The sequence below is a fragment of the Pseudomonas alliivorans genome, assembly GCF_017826695.1.
Lineage (GTDB): Bacteria > Pseudomonadota > Gammaproteobacteria > Pseudomonadales > Pseudomonadaceae > Aquipseudomonas > Aquipseudomonas alliivorans.
Genome location: NZ_JAFFZW010000002.1, coordinates 362,948 through 386,107 on the forward strand (window position 1 = coordinate 362,948; position 23,160 = coordinate 386,107).

Genomic DNA, 23,160 nt, shown 5'->3' on the forward strand with positions numbered 1-23,160 from the left:
CCGCTGGGCGTGGCGGGCGAGGTGTATGTGGCCGGTGACAGCGTGGCGCGGGGCTACCTGAATCGCCCGGACCTGACGGCCGAGCGCTTCCTGCGTGATCCGTTCCAGAGCAACTGCGAAGCGCGCATGTACCGCACCGGCGACCTGGCCCGCTGGAACGCCGATGGCACGCTGGAATACCTGGGGCGCAACGACGATCAGGTGAAGATCCGTGGCGTACGTATCGAGCTGGGCGAGATCGAGGCTCAATTGAGCCAGTTGCCGGGCATCGAAGAGGCGTTGGTCGTTGCTCGTGAAGACGAGCCGGGCCAGCCAAGGCTTGCAGCGTATTTCATTGAACGCGACGGCTCGCTGTCGACCCCGGTGTCCGAACTGCGGGCTGCCTTGCTGTCGGTGCTGCCGGGCTACATGGTGCCCGGCGCACTGGTCCGCCTGGACGCCTGGCCACTGACGGCCAACGGCAAGGTCGACCGTCGCGCCTTGCCAGTACCGGATCGCGACGCGCTGCCGGGTCGGGATTACGAAGCACCCCAGGGGGCGGTGGAAACAGCCGTGGCCGAGATCTGGAGTTCATTGCTGCACGTCGAGCGGGTGGGGCGTCATGACCACTTTTTCGAACTGGGCGGACACTCGCTGCTGGCCGTGAACCTGATCGCGCAGATGCGTCGTCAGGGGCTCGATGCTGATATTCGCACCCTGTTCGCGCAGCCGACGCTGGCCGCACTGGCGGCTGCGATTGGCAACAGCCAGCAAACGCAGGTGCCCGCCAACCCGATCGAACCGGGTTGCCTGCGCATCACGCCGGACATGCTGCCGCTGGTGGCGCTGGAACAGGCCGACATCGATCTGATCGTCGCTAGCGTTCCGGGTGGCGTGGCCAACGTGCAGGACATCTATCCACTGGGGCCGCTGCAGGCCGGTATCTTCTATCACCACTTGTCCGCAGGTGGCGACGATCCCTATCAGTTGCAGGCCCGTTTTGCCTTCACTGACCGTTCGCGCCTGAACGCATTCTGCACAGCCTTGCAGCGGGTGATCGCCCGCAACGACGTGCTGCGCACTTCACTGTGTTGGGAAGGGCTGGAAACACCCGTGCAGGTGGTCTGGCGCCAGGCCACGCTGCCGGTGATCGAAGTGGCACTGGATGACCTCGTCAGGGCAGAGCCTCTTGGGCTTGAGCAGGCGCCGCTGCTGCGTCTGATACACGCGGATGATCCGGCCAACGGACGGATTGTGGCGGTGTTGCTGTTCCATCACCTGATCATGGATCACATGGCGCTGGAGCTGCTGAGCCACGAACTGCAGGCGATGCTGCTTGATCAGGAAGCGCAGTTGCCTGCGCCGGTGCCGTATCGCAATTACATTGCCCAGACGTTGCAGGGGCAGGGCGATCAGGGGCACGAGTTGTTCTTCCGCGAGCAACTGGGTGATCTGGACGAGCCGACCCTGCCTTACGGCCAGGGTTGGTTACCGGGTGCTGACGTGCCGGGTGAAGCCAGGCAGCCACTGACGGCTGACTTGAGTCGCAAGGTGCGAGATCAGGCACGCGTGCTCGGCGTCAGTGCTGCCAGTCTGATGCACCTGGCCTGGGCGCAGGTGCTGGGACAGTTGTCCGGTCGTGAAAAGATCGTGTTCGGCACCGTCCTGCTTGGCCGGCTGCAAGGCGGAGAAGGCGTGGAGCGCACGCTGGGAGTGTTCATCAATACCTTGCCGCTGCGTATTGATCTCGTGGGGCAGTCGGCGCAGGAGGCTGTGCTTCAGGCCCACCGTCGCCTGAGCGGTCTGCTGGCACATGAACACGCGCCGCTGGCACTTGCACAACGCTGCAGCGCGCTGCCGGCCGGTGCGCCGCTGTTCAGCGCATTGCTCAATTACCGTCACAGCGCGGCGCCTGCAGCTGCCGACGCCCCGGCCAGCGAAGCCTGGCAGGGCATCGAGCTGCTTGAGGCCGATGAGCGCAGCAATTACCCGCTGACCCTGAGTGTCGATGATCTGGGCGAAGGCTTCGACCTGACCGCACTCACCTCGGCAGGCATTGATGCGCGACGTATCTGTGCCTACATGGTCTGTGCCGTTGAAGCACTGGTTGAGACCTTGGCGCAGGCGCCGCGCATGGGCCTCGACACGCTGGATCTGTTGCCCGCTGCCGAGCGCATCGAGTTGTTGAACGGCTTTAATGTGCGGCGCACCGAGCCTGACAGCGCGTTCACCATTCATCAACGCATCGAGAATCGGGCAACCTTGGTACCTGATGCCGTAGCGGCGCAAGTGGGCGATCAGCGTCTGAGCTACGGCGAATTGAACCGTCGCGCCAACGCCCTCGCGCATCATTTGATCGGGCTGGGTGTGCGTCCTGACGACCGCGTGGCGGTGATGGCGTGCCGTGGGCTGGACACCCTGATCGGGCTGCTGGCTGTGCTCAAGGCCGGTGCCGGTTATGTGCCGGTCGATCCGGGTCACCCGGACGAGCGCGTGGGCTACCTGCTGCAAGACAGCGCGCCAGTAGTGTTGCTGACTCAAGTCGATCTGCTGGAGCGGCTTGTGGACCTGAACGTGCCCGTTGTGGCACTGGACCGCGTCGAGTGGCCAATGCGTGCGGACAATCCGCAGGTTGCGCACCTGACCATCGACCATCTGGCGTACGTGATCTATACGTCGGGCTCCACCGGTCTGCCCAAAGGTGTGATGGTCGAGCACCGGACCCTCAATAATCTGGTGGACTGGCATTGTCAGGCCTTCGATCTGCACGTCGGCAGCCATACCGCCAGCGTCGCCGGCTTCGGTTTCGATGCCATGGCCTGGGAAGTCTGGCCAGCGCTGTGTGCCGGGGCAACCTTGCATGTACCGCCCGCGGCTATCGGCAACGAGCAACTGGACGCGTTGCTCGACTGGTGGATGGCCCAGCCGCTGCAGGTTGCCTTCCTGCCGACGCCGGTCGCCGAGTACGCGTTCAGTCGCGAGCTGCGTCATCCGACGCTGCGCACGCTGTTGATCGGCGGCGACCGTCTGCGTCAGTTCCCTCGCGACCCCGGTTTTGCGGTGATCAACAACTATGGCCCGACCGAAACCACGGTCGTGGCCAGCTCCGGCGAGATGTCTGCGGGCGGTGTGCTGCACATCGGCAAACCGTTGTCACACGCACGCCTTTACGTGCTGGATGCGCGTTGCCAGCCGGTCCCGTTGGGCGTGCCCGGCGAGTTGTACATCGGCGGAGACGGTGTGGCCCGGGGGTATCTGAACCGTCCGGAGATGACCGCCGAACGCTTCCTCGATGACCCGTTCAGCGAGCAGCCGAATGCGCGGATGTATCGCTCCGGCGACCTGGTTCGCTGGCTGGCTGATGGGACGCTGGAGTACCTGGGGCGCAATGACGACCAAGTGAAGATTCGTGGGATACGTATCGAACTGGGCGAGATCGAGCAGCAACTGGCGTCGTATCCGGGCATCGGCGAAGCCGTAGTGGTGGCGCGGCAGTTGGAAGAGGGTGGATTGCGCCTGGTGGCTTATTACACCTGCCTTGCTGCGCCGCTCGACGCAAGCACCTTGCGGGCGCATCTCACGGGCCTTCTGCCTGAGTACATGGTGCCTGCCGCTTATGTAGCGCTGGATGCACTGCCGCTGACCCAGAATGGCAAGGTGGACCGCAAGGCACTGCCGGTGCCGAGTCTGGATGCGCTTGCAACAGCCGCCTATCAGGCACCCGAGACACCGATGGAACAGCGCCTGGCCGGGCTATGGGCCGAGGTGCTGGAGGTTGAGCGGATCGGCCGTCACGACAGCTTCTTCGAGCTGGGCGGTCATTCGTTGCTGGCAATCCGTCTGGTCAGCCTGATCCAGAAATCCGGCCTGTCGCTGAGTCTGGCCGAGCTGTTCCAGCACCCAAGCGTCGCAGCACTGGCCGGGTTGCTCGAGCAACGACCTGACGGCATCGCTGAAATACCTGAGGTGATCACGGTGCGAGAGGGCGGCAATAATGCGCCGCTGTTCCTGATTCATGATTTCACCGGTCTGGACGCCTACTTCCCGGTGCTGGGCCAGCATCTTGAAGGCGATTTCCCGATTTACGGTCTGCCCGGTATTGGCCTGGGACAACCGCAACTCAATACGCTGGAAGGGCTGGCAGCAGGGTTGATTGAGCGAATTTGCAGTGTGCAACCGCACGGGCCTTATCGTCTGGCGGGCTGGTCGTTCGGCGGTGTATTGGCTTATGAAGTGGCCACGCAACTGCTGGGCATGGATGAAACGGTTTCCTTCATCGGTCTGCTGGACAGCTATGTGCCGCGCCTGACCGATCAGGGCAAGGCGCGGTGGGAGGGGCCAAACCTGCTTGAGCGTGAATTGCTGGCGCATTGCGCAGCGTACTGGCAGGCGCAGGGCAAGGCGGGCATCACTCCGCTGATGCGCCTGGTGACTCTGCAGGAGCAGGCCGACGTGCCGGCATTCGAATCGCTGTTGCAACTGTGCCGGGATGAGCAATTGCTGTATCCGGACCTGGCACAGGCGAGCGATCTGCAACTGCGTCATTACCTGGAGCGCGAGCTGGCCCACGGTCATGCGCTGGCTCACTACCGGCTCGAACCCGTGAACCTGCCGGTGCATCTGTTCCGCGCCGAACAGTTACAGAATGCACCGAGCAATGCAGCCAGCGGGCAGGATTCCAACCACGGCTGGGCCGAGGTTGTGCCTGCCGGGCAACTGCATTGCGTCAGCGTGCCGGGTGATCACATGAGCATGATGCAGGCACCTCATGTTCAGGTGCTGGGGCAGGCACTCGGCAAGGCACTGGCCGCTCAGGCCGCTGCTGTGCAGCCGTCCCAGGTCCACAAATCGTTGCTGGCCATACAGAGCGGACAGAATGCCCGGGCGCCACTGTTTTGCGTGCCTGGCGCGGGCGACAGTGTCACCAGCCTGATCGGTCTGGCCGAAGCGCTGGGGCCTGACTGGCCGATCTATGGCTTCCAGGCGCGCGGACTGGAAGGCCGTTACGTGCCTCACAGCCGTGTCGAAGCGGCCGCCATAAGCTACGTGCGGGAAATCGAGGGTCTGTACCCGCACGGCCCGTTGCATCTGGTGGGGCATTCGTTTGGCGGCTGGGTGGCGCATGCCATGGCAGGCAGGCTGCAGGCACAGGGGCGCGAAGTGCTTTCGCTGACCCTGATCGACAGCGAAGCGCCCGGCAACACGACGACCTGCAGCAAGCCATACACCGCCACGGCGGCGGTGCAGCGGCTGATCAATGCACTGCAATTGTCCAGCGGCAAGAACCTCGAGCTTGATACGCAGGCCTTTGCCGACGCTGACGATGCGGTTCAGTCTCTGCAGCTTCGCGAAGCCATGGTGCGCGTCGGTCTGCTGTCCTCGCGGATTGCGCCCCAGGCGCTGAACGGGATCGTGCGCACATTCTCCAGCGCCTTGCGCACCCTGTACCGACCGGAAATCGGCTATGCAGGGCCAGCGAGTCTGGTGCTGCTGACCGATCCCGCTCTGGATGCCGCGGCCAATCGTGTCGAGCGGAGCGACATGACTCAGGGCTGGCAGCAGGTATTGCCGCAACTGACGCTGTGGAACGGTCCGGGCGATCATTTCAGCATCCTCAAGACGCCCGACGTCTACAGCCTGGCCGCATGGTGGTACGACAGGCAGCCCGTCAGTGTCCGGGAACCGCTCTCATGAACCCCTGAATGAAACCCCGGTGGCAGGCATCCGGCCTGCTCCGGGGCTGCGCATGGAAAACGGTAAATCAGTCGTCGCCCATTGAGCGGGCGCGATCTTCAAGGATCAGCAGGCCTCTATGAACAAGTCGAAATTACGCAAGACGGGATTGATCACTGCGCTGGTAGTGGTAGCGGGCGTTGTGCTGTATGCCGTCGAGGCACCGGCCAAACCGCCCGCGTATATCACCGCAAAGGCCGAGCGTGGTGACATCGAAAACGCCGTACTCGCCACGGGCGTACTGGAAGGCATCAAGCAGGTGGATGTCGGCGCTCAGGTGTCGGGGCAATTGAAGTCGCTCAAGGTCAAGCTGGGCGACAAGGTCAAGAAAGGCCAGTGGCTGGCCGAGATCGATCCGCTGGTGCTGCGCAACACGTTGCGCCAGGCCGAGGTGGACGAGGAAAAACTCAAGGCTCAGCGGGCCTCGGCGCAGGCTCAGATGAAACAGGCCAAGCGCCTCTATGACCGCTACAAGGAATTACAGACCGATCAGTCGGTATCCCGTCAGGACTTCGAAAGCGCCGAATCCGATTACGACATGCAGCAGGCGAACGTGCGCGCGCTGGACGCTGAAATCAAAAGTGCTCAGGTGCAGATCGACACCGCCAAGGTCAATCTGGGCTATACACGCATCATTGCGCCTATCGATGGTGATGTGGTCGGTATCGTCACGCAGGAGGGTCAGACCGTCATCGCTCAGCAACTGGCACCGGTGCTGCTGAAACTGGCCGATCTGGACACCATGACCATCAAGGCTCAGGTGTCGGAGGCGGACGTTATCCATATCACGCCGGGGCAGGAGGTCTATTTCACGATCCTGGGTGAGGACAAACGCTACTACGCCAAGCTGCGCGGCACCGAGCCCGCGCCGCAGGATTACCTGGAAACCGAAAGCGGCAGCTCGGCTTCCCGGCAGAATTCAGCGGTGTTCTACAACGCGTTGTTCGAGGTGCCCAATCAGGATCAGCGTCTGCGCATCGCCATGACTGCGCAGGTGCGCATCGTTCTGGGCACGGCGCGCAACGCGATCACCGTACCTGTAGCCGCGCTGGGGTCGCGGACCAGCGAGGGCTCTTCGTTTGTGCGGGTGGTGGATGCAAAGGGCTTCGCTCAGGAGCGCAAGGTTCAGGTCGGCATCAACAACAATGTGCAGGCAGAGATCAAGGACGGGCTGGTCGAAGGTGATCAGGTGGTCATAGGCGACCCGACAGCGGTTGTGGCAGGGGTTTGATATGAACCAGAAGGTAGAAGTCGCCGACCTGCATGAAGCCTCGATTGCCTCGCAGCAGCCTTTGCTGCAACTGGAGAACGTGAGTCGCAGCTTCATGGCCGGAGACCGCGAGGTTACCGTCCTCAAGCAGATCAATCTGGCGATTCACGCCGGTGAACTGGTAGCAATCATCGGTGCCTCCGGCTCGGGCAAATCCACGCTGATGAACATTCTCGGTTGCCTCGATAACGCCAGCAGCGGCATCTATCGGGTCGCGGGTCAGCAGACCCGCGACCTGGATGACGATGCGCTGGCCGCCTTGCGGCGCGATCACTTCGGCTTCATTTTCCAGCGTTACCACCTGCTGCCGCATCTGGACGCCGTGCGTAACACCGAAATTCCGGCGGTTTACGCGGGCACCTCCCAGGCCGGGCGTCATCAGCGTGCCCAAGAGTTGCTGACGCGCCTCGGGCTGGGCGGGCATCTTGAGCACCGCCCGAGTCAGATGTCGGGTGGGCAGCAGCAGCGGGTCAGTATTGCCCGGGCGTTGATGAACGGCGGCGAGGTGATTCTCGCCGACGAACCGACCGGCGCACTGGACACCACCAGCGGCAAGGAGGTCATGCGCATCCTGCTGGAACTCCACGCGATGGGGCACACCGTCATCCTCGTGACCCACGACCCGAAGGTCGCCGCCAATGCCGAGCGGGTCATCGAAGTCAGCGATGGTGAAATCATCAGTGACAAACGCACCGCGCCACGTGTGCAGCCGGTGGCTGAACCCCAGCCTGCGCTGCAACAACCGGCCACCGCCAGGCGCCGAATTATCGCCAGCTTCGGCCTGTTTCGCGAAGCGTTCAACATGGCCTGGATCGCGCTGATTTCGCACCGCATGCGCACGCTGCTGACGATGCTGGGGATCATCATCGGCATCACCTCGGTGGTCTCCATTTCGGCCATCGGCGAAGGCGCCAAGCGTTACGTGCTCAAGGACATTCAGTCGATTGGCAGCAACACCATCGACATTTATGCGGGCAGCAACTTTGGCGACAGTCGGGCCAAGTCCATCGAGACGCTGCTGCCATCAGACGTCACGGCGCTCAATCAGATGTATTACATCGACAGCGCCACCCCGGTGGTCGGGCGCAGCATGCTGGTGCGCTACCGCAACATCGACGTCGATGCGCAACTCAATGGCGTCAGCAGTCGCTACTTCCAGGTTCGCAACATTCAACTGGCAGCCGGCATCACCTTTGATGATCAGGATGCCCGGCGCCAGGCGCAGGTCGTGGTGCTGGACCACAACACCGCCCAGCGTCTGTTCGGCCCGGGCGTTGATCCGTTAGGAAAGGTCATCCTGATCGGCAAGCTGCCGTGCACGGTGATTGGCGTCACCAGTGATCACAAGAACCTGTTCATTGCAGGCAATACGCTCAACATCTGGATGCCCTACGAAACCGCCGCCGGACGTGTGCTCGGCCAGCGCCATCTGGACAGCATCAGCGTGCGGGTCAAGGACGGCATGCCCAGCAAGGTCGTGGAAGAGGAAATCAAGGCGCTGATGCTGCAGCGTCACGGCACCAAGGATTTTTTCACCAACAACCTGGACAGCGTCATGCAGACGGTGCAGAAAACCAGCCGCTCACTGACGTTGCTGCTGTCGTTGATCGCCGTGATCTCGTTGGTGGTGGGGGGGATCGGGGTGATGAATATCATGCTGGTGTCGGTCACCGAGCGAACTCGGGAGATCGGGATTCGCATGGCTGTGGGTGCTCGACAGTCGGATATCCGTCAGCAGTTTCTGGTGGAGGCGGTCATGGTCTGCCTGATCGGTGGCGTCATCGGCATCGGTCTGTCTTACGGCATCGGTTACCTGTTCACGCTGTTCGTCAAACAGTGGGAAATGGTCTTCTCGATGGCTTCGGTGGTCACCGCATTTGCCTGCTCGACGCTGATCGGCGTGCTGTTCGGCTTCGTACCGGCCCGAAACGCAGCAAGGCTTGACCCTATCGAAGCGCTGGCGCGGGACTGAAAAGCGGCGTTCGGGCCCGGTCGCCCGATGATATATCGTTGGGCGAGGCGTACATCCAGCGCATCAGCGAGTTGCGTCCGCTGATGCCCAGCTTGACCGCTGCACGACGCTGGTAACTGCTCACCGTGCTCACCTTGAGCGCCAGACGCTCCGCCTGTTCCATGGCGGTCTGGCCTGTCAGCAGTCCCACGCAGACCTGCAGTTCGCGTTCGGAAAGCACCAGCCCGGTTTCACGCAGTCGTTCGTGGAAGCGGTCTTCAAGACCTTCGGGCTTCCTTGATTCGGCATCCAGGGTGGCCAGTTGCAGGGCGTCTACGTGCTTTTCCAGAATCGAAAACAGCAGCGGAGAAATGTCCTCCAGGCGGCGTCGTTCGGTCATCGAGAAATCACTGGACGGGCGTCCGCGAAACGCCGTGATCTTGCAGCAGTAACTTGGCGATTCCTGGGCCGGATTCAACTGAATGGAATCAGTGAAGCGCGAGGCCGCCCGGTGCGATGTCACGGTTTCGTTGAACACCGTGGACACCGGCGCTTTCGGTGTTTGCCAAGGCCTTGGCAGCAAGTAGAGGTGGGTCGCATCCACGGTCAACTGTGAGTTGATCAACTCGTGAAACATGCTTGAAAAATGGCCGCTGCCGATGCTGGCTATGGCCCTGCCGATTTGAGGAAGTAGCGTTGGGGTCATCTTGCTCATCCATGATTTCAGAACTACTGACGTCTCTAAGACGTTAATACGACTTGGCAGTCACATAAACTAATATTTTTATTTAGTTCAACTAGCGTGCCTGCGAAAGATGACGATTTAGAGCGAAAGGAAATTATCTGCCGTAAAAGCGAAGGCTCATTTTTTTGGGGGGATCGGACAGGCCGCAGAGCCAGGATGCCGAGACCGTCTGAAGGCGCAAGGAAGCTTGCCAGACATCAATACCGTCACACACCGGTGTGACAGGGCCCCGTTGATCAGGCAGGGCCGCGTCGAAAAACGGCCCGATCGCGTCGCACCGTGTGCCTTGGCAGGCTCAGCGTCACAACATTCTGTCAAGGTTCGATCACCAGCAAGCCGTTACAAACCGTGCCGTTGCGCGGTTTTGACGGCCTCTCGGCCCAGCTGTAACGGGGGGCTGATCGAAAAAGTGCGTGGACTCTGGATATAACACTAATTAGAATGAGTCTCATTTGACACATCCATAGCGCAAGGCCTCTCGACATGATCGAAGCAGCGACGTCAACGGACCATTCTCTACATTCCCTGTATCGCGACCACTATGGCTGGCTGGAAAGCTGGCTGAGACGGCGCATGGGCAATGCCTGGGATGCTGCGGACCTTAGCCAGGATACGTTTCTTCGCGTGCTGTCCAGTTCACAGCAGATCGCCGATATGCAGGAACCTCGTGCTTATCTGCTGACCGTCGGCAAGCGCCTGCTGAGCAACTTCTATACCCGTCGCAGTCTGGAACAGGCTTATCTTGAAGCCTTGGCACAGTTGCCGGAAGAGGCCGCTCCATCTCCCGAACAGCGCTGGCTGCTGCTGGAAACACTGCAGGCGCTGGACGAGTTGCTCGACGGACTGTCCGCTGTCGTGCGCAGGGCATTTCTGTGGAGCCAGCTCGAAGGCCTGGGTTATCGCGAAATTGCCGAACGTTTGCAGGTCTCCGAGCGCACCGTCAAACGCTACATGGCACACGCCTACGAACATTGTCTGCTGGTGGACTGGTGATGCGTCAGTCGCTGTCCAGCCAAGACCGGGAGGTCGCACGCGCAGCGGCGCAATGGCTTGCGCTGCTGGAGTCCGGCGGTGCGAGCGACGAGGACCACGTCAAACTTCAGCATTGGCGCGACAGTGCCAGCAGTCACGAGCGCGCCTGGCAAAAGGCACAACAGCTGCGCAAGCGTTTTTTCGGCCTGCCGTCTCACCTTGCGATGGCCACCCTCGATCGTCCCGACAAGGCACGGCGCGCAGCGCTAAAAAGAGCGCTTGGAGTGGCCACGCTGGTTCCGGCCGTCTGGCTGCTGGGCCGGCAATTACCGATTGATGTCTGGCGCGCCGACCTGCAAACCTCTATCGGCGAACACAAGCGTCTTGCGTTGGCGGACGGCAGCGTTCTGCAACTGAACACCGACAGCGCCGTGAACGTCGACCTGAATACCCGGCAGGTAGCGCTGGTTCGCGGCGAGATGGCGCTCAAGGTGTCCGGCAGTACGCCGCTGACCATCGAGGTTCCGTACGGCAGGATCATCGTCAGCCGAAGCGAAGTCTGCGTGCGTCTCAACGCCAACGATTGCCGGGTCTCGGTTGTCAGTGGCAGCGTGCGACTGCAGCCGCTGCAAGGGCCTGAACTGGACCTGCATGCGCAGCAGCAGATCAGCCTTCAGCGTAACGGAGCAGGGTCGGTCAGCGCGTTCGACGCCCTGTTGCCGGGCTGGCGCGACGGCGTGCTGACCGCTCAGAACCAGTCGTTGGGCAGTTTCCTGCGCGAACTTGGTCGTTACCGGCCAGGGCTGTTGCGTTGGGAACCCGGACTTGATGCCTTGCGCGTCACAGGCAGTTTCCGGCTCGACGATACGGACCGTGTCCTTTCGCTGCTGGCCGCCAGCCTGCAGGTGGATGTGCATATGCGTACCCGCTATTGGGTGACGCTGGTGCCTCGCAAAAATCTTTCTGCAAAAAATAGTGCGTGAAGCCTGTCCCTTTTTTTCGCCTCACTGGTCATTCCAGGTAAGTGAACAAAAAACTACGAGAGCTTCCCTACATGTCCGCAGTGCCTCCTTATCGTTTACGTCCGCTTTTGCACTTCAGCCTGTTGCTGACCCTCAGTTCCAGCCCGCTGTTCATCTCGAACAGCTGGGCGGAAACGTCAGGGCGCCGCGCCTACGAAGTTCCCGCTGGCAGCCTGAGCGCCGCGCTGACCCGTTTTGCGGGACTGGCCGGGGTAAACCTTTCCGTAGACCCTGCGCTGGTGAACGGACGCAACAGCGCAGGACTGTCCGGAGACTTCGCGGTCGAGGAAGGCTTCGCGCGTCTGCTGCAAGGCTCAGGCCTGCAACTGGTGTCAGTGGGAGAGCAGGCCTATACGCTGGTTCCGGCGCCGAGCAGCGGCAGCCTGGAGCTGGCGCCCACCTCGATTCTCGGTGCTGGCGGCACGACTGACGGCCAAGCCTATGCGGGCGGTCAGGTTGCACGCCGCGGCTCGCAAGGCATGCTCGGTGCGCGTGACTTCATGGACACGCCGTTCAGCATGACCACCTACACCCAGGAAGCGGTGAAGAACCAGCAGGCCCGCACGCTGGGTGACCTGATCGCCAGCGACCCTTCGGTACGTGCGACCAACCCGGCAGGCGGACGCTACGAGCAGTTCACTATTCGCGGCTTGAGCCTCTTCAACAGCGACGTTTCCTACAACGGCCTGTACGGCATCCTGCCGACCTACACGATCGACATGGAAATGGCCGAGCGCGTGGACATCCTCAAAGGCCCGAGCCAACTGGTCAACGGCATTTCGCCGCGCGGCAGTGTCGGCGGCGGCATCAACGTGGTACCCAAGCGCGCTACAGACAAACCCATCACCGAATTCACCGGCAGTTATGCCTCGGACAGCCAGGTCGGCGGGGCCGTGGACATCGCCCGCCGTTTTGGCGATGAAGACAAGTTCGGTATCCGCTTCAACGGTGTCAAGCAGTCCGGCGACACCACTTGGGACCACCAGAGTGTCGACCGCCAGATGGCGGTCCTGGGACTGGATTTCCGTGGCGAGCGTCTGCGTCTGTCCACGGACATCGGGCACACCGAGCGCAACACCGATGCACCCCAGGAGCGCGTACAGATCGGCCCGAACGCCAAGGTGCCCAACGCCAACGATGTGCGTGACAACTATGCGCAATCCTGGAGCAAGGCACGCACCGAGGACACGTTCGGCATGGTCAACGCCGAATACGATGTCAACGATTCCGTGATGCTGTACGGCGGCGTCGGTGCACGCAAAAGCGACCACGACTTTCTGCGCCATGCGGTTTCGATCACCAACGATGCGGGCAACTTCAGCGTTCAGCCGCGCGATTTTACGCGCGACGAAAACGTGCGCACGGCCACGGCCGGTGTGCGCAACTGGTTCAAGACCGGTCCGGTCAGTCACGAAGTGAATCTGGCGGCCAGCTACTTCTACATGGACTTCGAAAACGGGGGTGCCCGCTACGCCGCGTCTCCGAGTAACCTGTTCAACCCGGTAGACACACCGACGCCAGCCAACCCGACGCGCAGGGATGACAAGGTCTACACCGAAAACCGCTTCAGCGGTCTGGCGCTGTCCGACACGCTGGGCTTTTTCGATGATCGTCTGCTGCTGACCCTGGGCGCACGCTGGCAGCGGGTCAAGGTCGATGACTGGACCAACAACGTCAAGGGCGACACGGCTTACGATGAGGAAAAGGTCTCGCCGTCCGGCGGCATTCTGTACAAGGTGACCGATGAGTTGTCGGTGTATGCCAACTACATGGAAGGCCTGAGCCAGGGCAAGATCGCACCGTCGACCTCGATCAACGAAGACGAGATCTTCCCGCCCTTCATCAGCCGTCAGGTCGAGGTGGGTGCCAAATATGACTTGGGATCGTTCGCTTTCACCGGCAGCGTGTTCCGCATCAAGCAGCCAGCCTACGAAACCAATGCCGCCTCCCGCGTGTTCGGGCCGAACGGCAAGCGCGAGAACAATGGCGTAGAGCTGACCATGTTCGGCGAGCCGCTCAAGGGCTTCCGCCTGCTGGGCGGTGTGATGTACATCGACAGTGAGCTGAAAAACACCACGGGTGGCACCTTCGACGGCAACCGTGCGCCTGCCACGCCCGAATACAACGTCAATGTCGGTGCCGAATGGGACGTGCCGACCGTGCAGGGCCTGACGCTGACCGGGCGGGGTATCTATACCAGCTCTCAGTATCTGGATCAGGCCAATACCAAGGACATCGATTCGTCCGAGCGTTTCGACGTCGGCGCACGCTACGCCTTCAAGGTCGATCAGAAGACCGTTACGCTGCGCGCCAACGTCGAGAACGTCATGGACAAGCGGTACTGGAGCTCTGCCGGCGCCTCGGATGACAGCGAGCCGGGCCTGACGCTCGCGACACCCCGAACCTATCTGATCTCGGCCACTGTGGGCTTCTGATCAATCATTCATGCGCTGCCCAGGGACGGGCACCTGCGCTTCATCACTCAATGCGGAACGACTCTGATAGAGAGAGCGCCATGCAAAGTGTCGGCTGAATAAACGCCCTGCTTATAACGCAGCCAACGTGTGGCCTTTAAAAAGTAACCACTTACGCACACTGATGTATGCGGTCAGAGATGTATCGAATATCCAGTTTTCTATTGGCGTCATACTGTGCGCGCTCAATTAAATCAGCGCGTAGCCAGTGTCTTGTTGAATTCAAAATTAAATTCCAGTAACAGACTTGCAGTTTTATGGAAATGAGAATAGTTTGCATCCCGAACTTAGCGAGGGTTACCCCATGTTGAATGATGGCTTATTGAACTCTACTACGTCTTCGCATAAAACCAATGCCAACTATCTGGCCCGACAGGCGAGATTTGAATCCAACGTACGAAGTTATCCGCGCAAGTTGCCATTGGCGATTGCCAAGGCACACGGCCTGTGGGTAACGGATGTCGAAGGCACGACGTACCTGGATTGTCTGGCAGGCGCTGGAACGCTGGCATTGGGGCATAACCATGAAGCGATCATGGCCAGCCTCGACAGCTTCCTGACATCGGGAATGCCGATGCACACGCTGGACCTGACCACGCCGGTCAAGGATGCCTTCAGTGAAACACTGCTGAGTCTGCTGCCTGGGCAGGGCCGCGACTATTGCCTGCAGTTCTGCGGCCCGTCCGGCGCCGATGCGGTGGAAGCGTCGATCAAGCTGGCGAAAACCGCGACGGGCCGCAGCAATATCATCAGCTTCTCCGGTGCCTACCATGGCATGACCCACGGCGCTCTGGCGCTGACCGGCAACACCGGGCCGAAAGATGCGGTCGCCAGCCTGATGCCCGGCGTGCAATTTTTGCCTTACCCGCACGAATACCGCTGCCCTCTGGGTCTGGGCGGCGAAGCCGGTACAGAGGCGCTGAGTTACTACTTCACCCAGTTCATCGAAGACGTCGAAAGTGGCGTATCGCTTCCCGCTGCGGTGATTCTGGAAGCCGTGCAAGGCGAGGGCGGCGTCAATCCTGCCCCGGACAGCTGGTTGCGGCAGATCCGCGAGGTGACCCGTAAACACGGCATCCTGCTGATTCTTGACGAAGTGCAGGCCGGGTTTGGCCGTACCGGCAAGATGTTCGCGTTCGAGCATGCCGGTATCGAACCGGACATCATCGTCATGTCCAAGGCGGTCGGTGGCGGCTTGCCGCTCGCCGTGCTGGGCATCCGGCGTGAATTCGACGCGTGGGCGCCGGGCAACCATTCGGGCACCTTCCGCGGCAATCAGATGGCAATGGCCACCGGTCTCGCGACACTGGAAGTGCTGCAGCGCCAGAACCTGGCCGGTCAGGCCGCCAGACGCGGACAGTGGCTCAAGGATCAACTGACGCTTTTGCAACAACGTTACCCGGCCATGGGGCAGGTACGTGGACGCGGTCTGATGCTTGGCATCGAGATCGTCGACGAGCGCAAACCGGCAGATCGCCTCGGCAGCTTTCCGACCGACGCCGAACTTGCGCTGGTCATTCAGCAGCACTGTTTCAAACAGGGCCTGTTACTGGAACGCGGTGGCCGCAACGGTAACGTCATCCGCCTGTTACCGCCGCTGATCATTACAGACGAACAGTGCCAGTTGGTTGTCCAGCGATTCGAACAGGCACTCAAGGCCGCATTAATTCAATTGCGCACCCACTAACGTCACCGCGTTCATTTTCATTCAAATCTGTCGGCCCCGTTCGGAAGTTTGGGCCGAACAAACGCAGTGTGTTTGCTGAAGGGTTTATCGTACCGAATGATAAGCCGGGCAAATGCTTGAGTTGTTTTCGCAGCAGATGATTATCTGACACTTGTTGCGATGTCACTTAGACAGTAAGCGTAAAGCGACTGTGGAGCAGACATGACTAATACCGATCGCACCGTTTTATCAACTATGGTGAGCGAGCTGGCGACGACCCGCGCGTTACTCAATTGCCTGATAAAGGAATTTGCACTGCCGGAAAACTGCCTTCACTACACCTGGCCCCAGGGCATGCAGGGCATCGCGCCTGGCTGTTTTGTCGATGGCGGTCATTGGAAAGGCATCCCGCTGACCATCAGCCTGCCCAATAAGCAACAATTCTTCGTACTGGTAGACCGCCGCGACGGCCTGGGCAGCCATCGCTATCTGTCCGACGTCTATGCCCGGCGTGGACAAGGCAGTTGGCAATGCCCGGCCTTTCCTGAATTCGTCCAGCAGTTGCTGAGCGCCTGTGAGTACATGACCCGCGCCAGCAACGACGAACTGCTGGATCAGGTCATGCAAAGCCAGCACCTGACGGCCGCCATTGTCGCCCATAACATGACCGGCGAGCACCCGGAGCCGTTGAGCGGATACCTGGCAAGCGAGCAAGGCCTCTGGTTCGGGCATCCCAATCACCCCGCGCCCAAGGCGCGCCTGTGGCCCGAACATCTGGCACAGGAAACCTACGCGCCGGAGTTTCAGGCAAAAACCGCGCTTCACCTGTTTGAAGTGCCGATGGAGGGGCTTCGGATCAGTTCCAATGGTCTGAGCGAAGCACAAGTGATGGCCGGTTTTGTCGATCAGGCAAAAGCCCGGCCCGGCCACGCGCTGATCTGCATGCATCCGGTGCAGGCCGAGCTGTTCATGCAGGATCGTCGTGTGCAGCGTCTGCTCGAGCTGGGTGAAGTCACCGACCTTGGTACCAGCGGACCGCTGGCCAGTCCGACGGCTTCGATGCGCACCTGGTACATCGAAGGGCACGACTATTTCATCAAGGGTTCGCTGAACGTGCGCATCACCAACTGTGTCAGGAAAAACGCCTGGTACGAGCTGGAAAGCACGCTGATCATCGACGAGCTGTTCCAGCGCCTGCAGCAAACCAGACCGGAGACCCTTGGCGGGCTGTCCACGGTGGCTGAACCCGGCTCCATGAGCTGGGCGCCCAAAGGGGTCAGCGAAACCGATGCCCACTGGTTTCGCGAGCAGACCGGCGCGATTCTGCGCGAAAACTTCTGCCGCCGTTCCGGCGCCGACCGCAGTGTGATGGCGGGCACGCTGTTCGCCCGCGATCTGCGCTCACGTCCGTTGGTGCACGACTTCCTGCAAAACTTCAAAGGCTCGGAACTCGATGATGAGGATCTGCTGGTCTGGTTCGACCAGTATCAGGCCTTGCTGCTGCGTCCGGTCATGGCGCTGTTCTTCAACCATGGCGTGGTGATGGAGCCGCATTTGCAGAACGCCGTGCTGATTCACGATAACGGCCAGCCTCGACAGTTGCTGTTGCGCGACTTCGAAGGCGTCAAACTCACCGACGAACTGGGTATCAAGTCCATCGAAGTCGGTTTGCACCCACGCATTCGGCAGTCACTGACCTACACCCGCGAGCAGGGCTGGAGCCGCATCACCTATTGCCTGCTGATCAACAACCTGTCCGAAGCCGTGCTGGCCCTGAGCTGGGAGCGGCCACACCTTGCGCCGCTGATGTGGCAGCAGGTCGAGCAACAGCTACGTAGCATCCGCAAGGAACTGATACGTCCGGCGCCAGAACTGGATGCACTGATCGCAGGCCATTCGATTGCCTGCAAGACCAACCTGAAAGTGCGTCTGGCGGCCAAGGCCGATCGTGAGGCCAATTACGTGCGTCTGGCATCGCCATGGGGCGAAGAAGGGCGCTACGCCGAGCAGGATGAGGTGCGTTATGCATAAGTTGCCTGACACGGTGCGTGCCGCCATAAACGAGGCCCGCTCGCTGGAGTCGGATCCGCTGGCGGCTTTCATTTACGATCTGGACGCCCTTGGGCAGCATGTGAGCGAGGTCATGGCAGCGCTGCCCGCGGGCGTTGAGCTGTACTACGCGATCAAGGCCAACAGCGAAGCGCCGGTACTGGCGACGCTGGCCCCTCTGGTCAGCGGCTTCGAGATTTCCTCGGGAGGTGAGATCGAGCGGGTGATGGCGTGCCCTGCGCGCAAACCCTATGTGTTCTCAGGTCCCGGCAAGCTGGACTCGGATCTGCGCAGCGCACTGCTGAACAAGGTCGAGGCCTTCCATGTGGAGAGCCTCAACGAAATCGAGCGTCTGCAACGACTGGCGAGCGAAGTCGGGCGCGTGCAGCCGGTGTTCATCCGCATCAATCCGCAGTTGCCGGCCACTCAGTCGAGCAGACTGGCCATGGCCGGAACCGCCACGCCATTCGGCATCGACGAAGCGGACCTGGCTGAAGCGGTGCAGCGCGTCGACAGCGCCAGTCACCTGTCGCTCAAGGGCTTTCATGTCCATGCCATGTCGCACCAGCAGTCGGTCGAGCGTCACGAACAACTGATCGATCTTTACCTGCAGCGCTGGCCGCAGTGGAAAGCCCTGACCCGCAACCCGGAGCATGTCACGCATTTCAACGTGGGCGGCGGCATTGGCGTCGATTACCTCAGCGGTCAGCGTTTCGATTGGCAGCGCTTTTGCCGTTACCTGGAAAAGCGCCTGGGCGAAGAGGCCGATGCGCCGATCCTGCGTTTCGAGCCAGGCCGCTTCATCAGCGCTTATTGCGGCTACTACGCAATCGAAGTGCTGGATATCAAGACCAGTCACGGCGAGCATTTCCTGGTCTGCCGCGGCGGGACCCACCAGTTCCGGCTGCCGGTGGCCCAGAGTCACGATCACCCGGTCATCCATCTGCCGAACGTGCCACAGACTGCCGAATCCGAGGAAAAGGCCTGCACGGTGGTCGGTCAGCTGTGCACGCCCAAGGACGTATTGAGTCGCAGGCACCCGTTCAAGGGCGTGGCGATCGGCGACCTGCTGGTGCTGCCGCTGGCCGGCGCCTATGGCTTCAACATTTCCCATGTGGATTTTCTCTGCCACCCGCGTCCGGCGCAGTATTTCGTGCGCAACGGTGAACGGATCCGGGAGGACGTTCGGTGAAATCCGGCTTCAACGTCCCGCGCAGTTGGGTGGTGATCAACGTATTGCTGGGCACGCTGACAGTGAGCCTGAGCAACAGCTCGCTCAACCCGGCGCTGCCCACGTTCATGGAAGCGTTCCGGATCGGTCCGTTGATGGCCACCTGGATCGTCGCCGCGTTCATGACCAGTATGGGCATGACCATGCCGCTGACCAGCTTTCTCAGCCAGCGGGTCGGGCGCAAGCGCTTGTACCTGTGGGGTGTCGCGCTGTTCATCGGCGGATCACTGCTGGGAGCGCTGGCCAACTCCATTGCGCTGGTGATCGCCGCGCGGGTGGTGCAGGGCGTGGCCAGCGGGCTGATGATTCCGTTGTCGCTGGCCATCATCTTCGCCGTCTATGAAAAGCATGAACGGGGCAGGGTAACCGGGCTCTGGAGTGCCGCCGTGATGCTCGCTCCGGCATTGGGTCCGCTATGCGGCAGCCTGTTGCTGGAGTGGTTCAGCTGGCGGTCGCTGTTTCTGATGAATGTGCCCATCGGCCTGCTGGCATTGGTGTTGGGCTCAGGTGTCCTCCCGGCGTCCGAGCCGCCCGAGCGCAAGCCTTTCGATCTGGTCGGCTACCTGCTGATCGCGTCGGGGATCGGCCTGCTGATGGTGGCCATCAGTCGCATGCACCACGCCCAGGCGCTGCTGGACCCGCTTAATCAGGGCATGGTGCTGGTGGCGGTGACCTGTCTGATCGCGTTCGTGCGCGTGGAGTTGCGCCGCAAGGATCCGTTGCTGAACCTGCGGTTGTTCAACCTGCGCGGCTATCGACTGAGTGTGATCGTCGCCGTGGTGCAATCGGTCGGCATGTTCGAGTGCCTGGTTCTGCTGCCGCTGCTGGTGCAGACCGTGATGGGTTACAACCCGATCTGGACCGGTCTGTCGCTGCTCTGCACGGCGGCATTCGCCAGCCTGTTCGGACAGTGGGGCGGCAAGGCGCTGGACCGTCATGGTCCGCGCACGGTGGTCGCCATCGGCCTGTTGCTGACCGGTCTTTCGACGCTGGCACTGGGTCTGCTCGAATCCGATGCGGCGATAGGCATGGTGTTCGTTTTGATGATGGTCCGCGGCGCAGGTCTGGGCCTGTCCTACATGCCGATTACCACCGCCGGTCTCAACGCCTTGCCTGAACCGATGGTCACCCAGGGTGCGGCGATGAACAACATCTCACGGCGTCTGGTGGCGTCGCTGGGAATTGTCATCGCATCGCTGTGGCTCGAGTTCCGCCTGAGCTCGGCGGGACCGACCGCCACGCCATCGGCCATCAGCGAAGTCTTCATTGCCACCGGATTGCTGATTCTCCTGGCCTTGCCCTGCGCCTGGCGCTTCCCCGTCAATGAAAAGCCCATGAATGAAAAGCCCGTTAACGATGAACGCGCCGAGGCAAAGCCCGGCGCCGTCGAAACCCGATAATTCCGTGAGGTATGAACATGGCAACCCCTCTACCGCTGAACCCTTTGCCGCGTGATCAACATTCCGTGAAAGCCCCGGCAACCGGCGACTGGCTGGCGAACATCGACGCTGGACGTTATGCAAAAGTGCAACGCCGCGTGATCGGTCAATTGCTGCAGACGCTGCTTTACGAGGCCGTTCTGCCTTACACCTGTGTATCGCTGGATGAGCATCGGCATCTGTTTGTGGTGCCAGCGACAGATTCGGCTCAGGCACCTGTCGAGTACCGCTGCAGCGGCCTGCTCAGCAGCAGTTTCGAGTTGATCAGGCTTGATCACGCCAGTCTCGAACGTGTCGACAAGGACGGTAAACGCAGCATACCGGACCTGCATCAGGCCCTGACCGAGTTGCTCAGTCCATTCAAAGACAGCCCGCATCTGGCGCGCTTCATTCAGGAAATCGAGCAGACTCAGCTCAAGGACCTGCAAGCCCGCAATCAGGACTATAAGCCGGCCAAGCCCGCTCACCAGCTGGATGTCGATGCCCTGGAACAGCATTTCATGGACGCCCACAGCTACCACCCGTGCTACAAGTCGCGCATCGGCTTTTCACTGGCCGACAACGTCAGGTATGGACCGGAGTTCGCCACGCCGATTGAAGTGGTCTGGATCGCTGTTGCTAAAACCCGTGCCTCTGTCGGTCATGTTCGTGCAATGGACCTTCAACAGTTCATTCGTGACGAACTCGGCACGCAGCGCTGGCAGGCGTTTGCCCAGACGCTGGCAGCGCAGGGCAAGTCCATGGATGACTATCAGCTCATGCCGGTGCATCCATGGCAGTGGGACAACGTGACGGTGTCGACCTTCTTCCCCGAGCTGGCTGGCGGCGAGCTGATCTATCTCGGCACCTCCAGTGATCAGTACAAGGCCCAGCAGTCGATACGCACCTTGGCCAACGCCAGCGATCCGAAGAAGCCATACGTCAAACTGGCGATGAGCATGACCAACACGTCCAGCACGCGCATTCTGGCGCGGCATACCGTGTTGAACGGGCCGATCATTGCTGACTGGCTGCAGCGCCTGATCAGTACTGACAGCACCGCTCGCGAACTGGGGTTCGTCATTCTCGGCGAAGTGGCCGGGGTCAGTTTCGACTATCGTCATCTGCCGGAGTCGCGTTCGGCCCAGACCTACGGCACGCTGGGTGCGATCTGGCGCGAAAGCCTGCATCAATACCTCAGGAATGATGAGCAGGCCGTGCCGTTCAACGGGCTGAGTCATGTGGAAAATCGTTACGGTGATGGAGTGCCGTCGCCTTTCATCGATGCCTGGGTGCGTCAGTACGGCCTGGAAAACTGGACCCGGCAGTTGTTGCAGGTCACCGTGCCGCCGATCATTCACATGCTTTACGCCGAAGGCATCGGCATGGAATCCCACGGCCAGAACATCGTACTGATCACCAAAGACGGCTGGCCGCAGCGCATTGCGCTCAAGGATTTCCATGATGGCGTGCGCTATTCGCCTGCGCATCTGGGTCGTCCCGAACTGTGCCCAGAGCTGGTGCCGCTGCCTGCCAGCCACGCGAAACTCAACCGCAACTCGTTCATCATTACCGATGATGTCAACGCCGTGCGGGATTTCTCCTGCGACTGCTTCTTCTTCATCTGCCTCGCGGAAATGGCGATATTCCTGCGTCAGCAGTACCAACTGGACGAAGCGCTGTTCTGGCAGATGACGGCTGACGTGATCCTCGCGTATCAAAAGGCCCATCCGCAGCACCGTGACCGTTTCGGGCTGTTCGATGTGTTTGCACCGACCTACGAAGTGGAGGAACTCACCAAGCGTCGCCTGCTGGGTGACGGCGAGCGTCGCTTCAGGTCCGTGCCCAACCCTCTGCACGCCTACAGGCCGCAATGATGCTGAGGACCAATACGCTCAAGCAGAAGCTCGACAACGGCCAGCCGGTATACGGACTGATCAGCTCGATCCCGGCGCCTGCTTCCATAGAGCTGATCGCCGAGGCCGGTTTCGACTTCGTGATCATCGACATGGAGCACGTGCTGATCAACCCGGAAACCGTGGAGAACATGATCCGCGTGGCCGAGAGCTACGACCTCACCCCGCTGGTGCGGGTCGCGGATCTCAACCCGAAAATCCTGCTGCGGCTGCTCGATGGCGGTGCACAGGGCATCGTGTTGCCTATGATCGAAAGCCCGGAACAGCTGGCGGACGCAATTGCCGCCTGCAAGTATCACCCGCTGGGCCATCGCAGCCTCAACGCCGGGCGTCCGGGTTCATTCGGCAAGCACAGCCTGGCGCAGTACGTCGAAGCGGCCAACCGGCAAATCATGCTGGTGGCGATGATCGAGAGCGCCGAAGGCGTACGCCGCGCAGCCGACATCGCTGCGGTGCCGGGCCTGGACATGATTCTCGAAGGCGCGGCGGATCTGTCCCAGTCGCTCGGTATGCCTTGGCAGATCGATACCCCGGTCGTGCAGCAGGCGCTGTTCGACACCTGGCAGGCGGCGAAAGCCGCAGACGTTACCTATTGCACCATTCCCCGCCAGCCGGGCGACGCTGCTCGCTGGCAGGCTCGCGGGGTCAACGCTTTTGTGCTGGGGGATGAGCGCGGCATTGCCTTTCGCGCACTTCAGGCCCGCCTGACCCAACATTCTGTAGAAGGAAACTGA

13 protein-coding genes (1 of these 13 running past the window's edge) are annotated in these 23,160 nt (G+C 61.2%); 12 read left to right on the forward strand and 1 reads right to left on the reverse strand.

All coding sequences use genetic code 11. From position 1 onward, the window contains the following. The 3 genes from JTJ32_RS06235 to JTJ32_RS06245 all read left to right on the forward strand — a co-directional run. On the forward strand, positions 1-5,673 hold the end of the coding sequence (locus JTJ32_RS06235; protein ID WP_210041431.1) for a non-ribosomal peptide synthetase. Its footprint begins 12,069 nt before the window's first position; 5,673 of the gene's 17,742 nt are visible here — the last part of the coding sequence; the start codon falls outside the window, past its left edge; its stop codon occupies positions 5,671-5,673. Between the two features lie 118 nt (positions 5,674-5,791). Continuing rightward, positions 5,792-6,943 (forward strand): macrolide transporter subunit MacA, encoded by a 1,152-nt coding sequence (macA, locus tag JTJ32_RS06240; protein ID WP_210041433.1) that lies wholly within the window; start codon positions 5,792-5,794, stop codon positions 6,941-6,943. A gap of 1 nt (position 6,944) precedes the next feature. After that, positions 6,945-8,954, forward strand: a complete 2,010-nt coding sequence (locus JTJ32_RS06245) for a MacB family efflux pump subunit (RefSeq protein ID WP_210041435.1) — start codon at positions 6,945-6,947, stop codon at positions 8,952-8,954. Here the strand turns inward: JTJ32_RS06245 and JTJ32_RS06250 are convergent. Beyond that, complete coding sequence (locus JTJ32_RS06250) at positions 8,929-9,639, reverse strand: helix-turn-helix transcriptional regulator (protein WP_099230638.1); 711 nt, start codon at positions 9,637-9,639, stop codon at positions 8,929-8,931. The two genes, JTJ32_RS06245 and JTJ32_RS06250, sit on opposite strands and share 26 nt — an antisense overlap. Before the next feature lie 522 nt (positions 9,640-10,161). On the opposite strand from JTJ32_RS06250, the gene JTJ32_RS06255 reads away from it, so the two are divergent. The 9 genes from JTJ32_RS06255 to JTJ32_RS06295 all read left to right on the forward strand — a co-directional run bounded on the left by JTJ32_RS06255 (position 10,162) and on the right by JTJ32_RS06295 (position 23,160). Next, complete coding sequence (locus JTJ32_RS06255) at positions 10,162-10,671, forward strand: sigma-70 family RNA polymerase sigma factor (RefSeq protein WP_099230640.1); 510 nt, start codon at positions 10,162-10,164, stop codon at positions 10,669-10,671. Continuing rightward, the gene (locus tag JTJ32_RS06260; protein ID WP_236059203.1) at positions 10,671-11,633 is read left to right on the forward strand and encodes a FecR domain-containing protein; all 963 of its coding nucleotides are present in this window, start codon (positions 10,671-10,673) and stop codon (positions 11,631-11,633) included. Before JTJ32_RS06255 ends, JTJ32_RS06260 begins: the two co-directional genes overlap by 1 nt. Positions 11,634-11,704: 71 nt before the next feature. Then, entirely contained in the window at positions 11,705-14,107 is a 2,403-nt protein-coding gene (locus tag JTJ32_RS06265; RefSeq protein WP_099230644.1) for a TonB-dependent receptor, read from the forward strand. A 343-nt stretch (positions 14,108-14,450) separates the two neighbouring features. Next, positions 14,451-15,833 carry a diaminobutyrate--2-oxoglutarate transaminase gene (locus tag JTJ32_RS06270; protein WP_210041438.1) on the forward strand — a complete coding sequence of 461 codons (1,383 nt, stop codon included), beginning with the start codon at positions 14,451-14,453 and terminating at the stop codon, positions 15,831-15,833. A 201-nt stretch (positions 15,834-16,034) separates the two neighbouring features. Further along, on the forward strand, positions 16,035-17,843 hold the full coding sequence (locus JTJ32_RS06275; RefSeq protein ID WP_184322755.1) for an IucA/IucC family protein: 1,809 nt from the start codon (positions 16,035-16,037) through the stop codon (positions 17,841-17,843). After that, positions 17,836-19,053, forward strand: a complete 1,218-nt coding sequence (locus JTJ32_RS06280; protein ID WP_210041439.1) for a type III PLP-dependent enzyme — start codon at positions 17,836-17,838, stop codon at positions 19,051-19,053. The genes JTJ32_RS06275 and JTJ32_RS06280 overlap by 8 nt, the downstream gene beginning before the upstream one ends. Next, complete coding sequence (locus JTJ32_RS06285; protein WP_210041440.1) at positions 19,050-20,492, forward strand: DHA2 family efflux MFS transporter permease subunit; 1,443 nt, start codon at positions 19,050-19,052, stop codon at positions 20,490-20,492. The genes JTJ32_RS06280 and JTJ32_RS06285 overlap by 4 nt, the downstream gene beginning before the upstream one ends. Positions 20,493-20,509: 17 nt before the next feature. Continuing rightward, on the forward strand, positions 20,510-22,387 hold the full coding sequence (locus JTJ32_RS06290) for an IucA/IucC family protein (RefSeq protein WP_210041441.1): 1,878 nt from the start codon (positions 20,510-20,512) through the stop codon (positions 22,385-22,387). Then, positions 22,387-23,160, forward strand: coding sequence for an HpcH/HpaI aldolase family protein (locus JTJ32_RS06295; RefSeq protein ID WP_210041442.1), 774 nt, complete (start codon positions 22,387-22,389; stop codon positions 23,158-23,160). The genes JTJ32_RS06290 and JTJ32_RS06295 overlap by 1 nt, the downstream gene beginning before the upstream one ends.

Coding starts and splice junctions, on each gene's coding strand:
- macA (WP_210041433.1), top strand. CDS start 5,792: ATGAACAAGTCGAAATTACGCAAGACGGGATTGATCACTGCGCTGGTA.
- JTJ32_RS06245 (WP_210041435.1), top strand. CDS start 6,945: ATGAACCAGAAGGTAGAAGTCGCCGACCTGCATGAAGCCTCGATTGCC.
- JTJ32_RS06250 (WP_099230638.1), bottom strand. CDS start 9,639: ATGACCCCAACGCTACTTCCTCAAATCGGCAGGGCCATAGCCAGCATC.
- JTJ32_RS06255 (WP_099230640.1), top strand. CDS start 10,162: ATGATCGAAGCAGCGACGTCAACGGACCATTCTCTACATTCCCTGTAT.
- JTJ32_RS06260 (WP_236059203.1), top strand. CDS start 10,671: ATGCGTCAGTCGCTGTCCAGCCAAGACCGGGAGGTCGCACGCGCAGCG.
- JTJ32_RS06265 (WP_099230644.1), top strand. CDS start 11,705: ATGTCCGCAGTGCCTCCTTATCGTTTACGTCCGCTTTTGCACTTCAGC.
- JTJ32_RS06270 (WP_210041438.1), top strand. CDS start 14,451: ATGTTGAATGATGGCTTATTGAACTCTACTACGTCTTCGCATAAAACC.
- JTJ32_RS06275 (WP_184322755.1), top strand. CDS start 16,035: ATGACTAATACCGATCGCACCGTTTTATCAACTATGGTGAGCGAGCTG.
- JTJ32_RS06280 (WP_210041439.1), top strand. CDS start 17,836: ATGCATAAGTTGCCTGACACGGTGCGTGCCGCCATAAACGAGGCCCGC.
- JTJ32_RS06290 (WP_210041441.1), top strand. CDS start 20,510: ATGGCAACCCCTCTACCGCTGAACCCTTTGCCGCGTGATCAACATTCC.
- JTJ32_RS06295 (WP_210041442.1), top strand. CDS start 22,387: ATGCTGAGGACCAATACGCTCAAGCAGAAGCTCGACAACGGCCAGCCG.